Genomic DNA, 3903 nt, shown 5'->3' with positions numbered 1-3903 from the left:
TCGTGATTGTGCTGATTTTTCTTATACGTTTACTTTCACTGCAAATCATGAGTGAAGACTACAAGAAAAATGCCGACAGCAACGCTTTTCTCAAAAAAATACAATATCCAAGCCGAGGAGTCATATACGACCGAAATGATAAACTGCTGGTTTATAATCAGGCCGCCTACGATATCACCGTGATTATAAAAGAAATTACGGAGCTGGACACCATGGATTTATGTCAAACACTGAAAATTTCACCGGAGTTCCTGCGAAAAAAATTCCGTGACATGAAAGATCGCCGACTTAATCCTGGTTACTCCCCCTACACCAATCAGGTATTTCTTACTCAGTTGTCAGCCGAAGATTGTGGTGTATTCCAAGAAAAACTGTTTAAGTTTCCAGGATTCTACATCCAGCGACGTACCATCCGACAATATACCTACAATGCCGGAGCTCACATCTTGGGAGATATTGCCGAAGTTTCTAAATCCGATATGGAAAAGGATGAATACTATATTCCCGGCGATTTTATCGGGAAATTAGGTGTAGAGCGTTCTTACGAAAAGCAGTTACGAGGAGAAAAAGGCATCGAAATATTATTACGTGATGCCCGAGGACGAATCCAGGGGAACTATATGGGCGGAAAATTCGATAAGGCTCCTGTAGCAGGAAAAAACCTGCGACTGAGTCTGGACATCGAACTTCAGGAGCTGGGAGAACGTCTGCTGGAAGGAAAAATCGGAAGTATCGTAGCCATAGAACCATCCACAGGCGAGGTACTCTGCTTAGTTTCTTCACCGACTTACGACCCTCGAAAAATGGTCGGAAGAAACCGCGGTAAGAACCACCTGATACTGGCACGTGACCCCTGGAAGCCTTTATTGAACCGTGCCATCATGGGTACCTATCCGCCAGGCTCTACCTTCAAGACTTCGCAGGCACTGACCTTCCTGCAAGAGGGAATCATAACCACCCAGACCAGTTATCCGTGTTTTGGCGGATTCAACTTCCGGGGACTTCATGTTGGCTGCCACGGTCACCCCTCGCCACTTTCACTGATTCCAGCATTAGCGACTTCCTGCAACGGATATTTCTGCTGGGGACTCTATTACATGATTGGTGCCCGAAAGAAATACGGAACCGTACAAAAAGCCATGAACACCTGGAGAGACTATATGGTATCCATGGGATTCGGTTATCCGTTGGGAATCGACCTTCCCGGAGAAAAAAGAGGATTTATCCCCAATGCAAGTGTCTACGACAAAGCTTACCGAGGCTCATGGAATGGACTGACCATCATCAGTATTTCCATCGGACAAGGTGAGGTCACACTAACTCCATTACAAATAGCCAACTTAGGAGCAACCATCGCCAACAGAGGCTATTTTATCACACCTCATGTGGTGAAAGAGGTAGAAGGTGAACCGCTCGATACACTTTACACACGGAAAAGATATACCATGGTAGACCGTTCACATTACGAGGAAGTGGTACAAGGCATGCGTTCTGCTGTATTGGGCGGAACCTGTAGAGGAGCTAACTTACCCGACATCGAGGTATGTGGAAAAACCGGAACGGCCCAGAATCGTGGAAAAGACCACTCTGCCTTTATGGGATTTGCTCCCATGAACAACCCCAAGATTGCCATAGCAGTCTATGTGGAAAACGGAGGATTCGGTGCGGTATACGGTGTACCCATCGGACGACTCATGATTGAAAAGTATTTAAAAGGAAAACTCTCGCCAGAAGACGAAGTCATGGCTACAGAGATTCAAAACAGGAGGATTGATTATGGGATACATGAGAGGTAGTGTATGGAGAAATGTGGACTGGTGGACCATCGGAATTTACCTGATACTGGTCATCTGCGGATGGTTCAGTGTGTGCGGAGCAAGTTATGATTATGGTGAGCCGAATTTCTTGGATATTACCACACGCGCCGGTAAACAGCTGATGTGGATTGGCTGTTCACTGGGACTAGGCTTTGTCATACTCATGCTTGAAGACCGTATATATGATACCTATGCCTATCTGCTTTATGGCATCATGATTGTGCTACTTTTCGGTACTATCTTCAATCCGCATGAAATCAAAGGTTCACGCTCATGGATTGTATTAGGCCCGGTAAGTCTGCAACCTGCCGAATTCGCCAAATTTGCGACAGCCCTTGCATTAGGGAAATATATAAACGAATACACTTTTCAGATGCATCGAACCCGCAATCTGATAACCGTTTTGGGTATCATTCTGCTGCCTATGGCATTGATTATACTCCAGAAAGAAACAGGTTCTGCCCTGGTATACCTATCTTTTTTTTTAATGCTCTACAGAGAAGGGATGACCGGAACGGTTCTATTCTCCGGAATCTGTGCTGTGGTATTTTTTATCGTCGGTCTAAAATTCAGTACAGAAATTATGCCCGATGAAATGACTTCATGGGGAGAATTCTCCGTATTGACGCTTGTCATTCTGCTTTCTGCCTTTCTGGTAGGAAGATTTTGCCAGCGGCAGTCACCCAAACTTGCTGCCTACATTTTCGGCATCGGAGGTGGAGGAACGTTGTTAGGAGCTTTATTTTCCAACTACGTAATTCCATTTAATGTATGCCATCTCCAGTTAGCCCTTTGTGGAGGTATCGTACTCACACTGGCTTTCTTCTATCTGCGTGAACGCCTGAAAAGTTATTTCTATGTGATTCTGTTTGTAGTTGGTTCGGGTATCTTTTTCTTCTCGACCGACTATGTATTCAATCAGGTACTTGAACCTCACCAGAAGATTCGAATCGAAGTGTTATTGGGAATGAAAGATGATCCTGCGGGAGCCGGATACAATGTCAACCAAAGTAAAATTGCCATCGGTTCCGGAGGATTATTCGGAAAAGGCTTTCTCAACGGTACGCAGACCAAATTGAAATACGTTCCGGAACAGGATACCGACTTCATTTTCTGTACCATTGGTGAAGAGCAAGGATTTGTCGGCTCTGCTTTAGTCATTTCCTTGTTCATGGGACTTATTCTACGCCTTATCGTGCTATCCGAGCGACAGGAAAGCCGCTTTGGAAGAGTATACGGCTACTGTGTACTGAGTATATTCTTTTTCCATCTCTTCATCAATATAGGAATGGTTCTCGGACTGACCCCCGTTATCGGTATCCCCCTCCCATTCTTCAGCTACGGTGGTTCCTCATTGTGGGGATTTACTATCCTGCTGTTTGTCTTCCTCCGCATTGACGCGGCCAGAGAGAAATAGCCGGATACCTACATCGGATATTCCAGGCAATGGATTCCGCCTCATCAGATGAGTGATACGAAAAATGCGGTCTATTGAATCGGCAGAGAAAATAACCGGTTTATCTGACACATATACATGCTGATACAATCCTCCCATTGCTCCACTCTGCATCCAGTGTCCTTTTTCATCGGTCAGATAAATGTGCAATGTATCCGTGCGGGGCGGTAATGAATCGCCTTCCGACTGCGTCACCGAAAGCCAGATATCCCGATAAGGATATTCTCCGGTATGACGGAGGCCTATCTCCATCCGGTACTCACCGGAAGAAAGTCCTATAGGAAGAGGGAAAGCCAGGGAGTCAGATTTATCCCAGCCTTCTTCACCAGAAACAGCCTGGTATACATGATAACGCGTATCCGTATGACAGGCATTCAGCAGGAACAAGACACATAGTGCCAGTCCTGCCTTGATATAATAGATAAAAGATTCTTTAAGCCTGTACATCCATATTCGTATTACGCTCCGGACGTTTGTTTCCCTCGTTATTCCGACGGAAATTTCTCCGCCCGTTGCGGTTAGGGCGAGGTTCCTGACCAGCTTTTGCCTGTGGCACATTTCCGGCATTTTCAGCCACTGGAGCCTGTGGAGCTGCCAGAGCCGGATTCCCTTTCGGTCTCTGTGGACGGT

General features: G+C 45.9%; 3 protein-coding genes and 1 pseudogene. 2 read left to right on the top strand and 2 right to left on the bottom strand.

The features are described 5' to 3' along the window. Positions 1–2: 2 nt before the first annotated feature. Together mrdA and rodA are read left to right on the top strand one after the other, a co-directional pair. Positions 3–1796, top strand: coding sequence for a penicillin-binding protein 2 (gene mrdA, locus ACMJ0U_RS08880; RefSeq protein WP_417129611.1), 1794 nt, complete (start codon positions 3–5; stop codon positions 1794–1796). Beyond that, complete coding sequence (gene rodA / locus ACMJ0U_RS08875) at positions 1777–3234, top strand: rod shape-determining protein RodA (RefSeq protein WP_417129610.1); 1458 nt, start codon at positions 1777–1779, stop codon at positions 3232–3234. The genes mrdA and rodA overlap by 20 nt, the downstream gene beginning before the upstream one ends. On the opposite strand, the gene ACMJ0U_RS08870 is transcribed toward rodA, so the two are convergent. Together ACMJ0U_RS08870 and ACMJ0U_RS08865 are read right to left on the bottom strand one after the other, a co-directional pair. Beyond that, on the bottom strand, positions 3169–3720 hold the full coding sequence (locus ACMJ0U_RS08870; protein ID WP_417129609.1) for a gliding motility lipoprotein GldH: 552 nt from the start codon (positions 3718–3720) through the stop codon (positions 3169–3171). The two genes, rodA and ACMJ0U_RS08870, sit on opposite strands and share 66 nt — an antisense overlap. Beyond that, positions 3707–3903 (bottom strand): annotated as a pseudogene (locus tag ACMJ0U_RS08865) (hypothetical protein); the annotation flags it as partial. The gene ACMJ0U_RS08870 and the pseudogene ACMJ0U_RS08865, both read right to left, overlap by 14 nt.

Origin of the sequence: Phocaeicola sp. (assembly GCF_048170425.1) — a bacterium.
Classification (GTDB): domain Bacteria; phylum Bacteroidota; class Bacteroidia; order Bacteroidales; family Bacteroidaceae; genus Phocaeicola.
The sequence above is the reverse complement of the archived record's forward strand: the minus strand, read 5'-3'. Positions and strand labels throughout refer to the sequence as shown.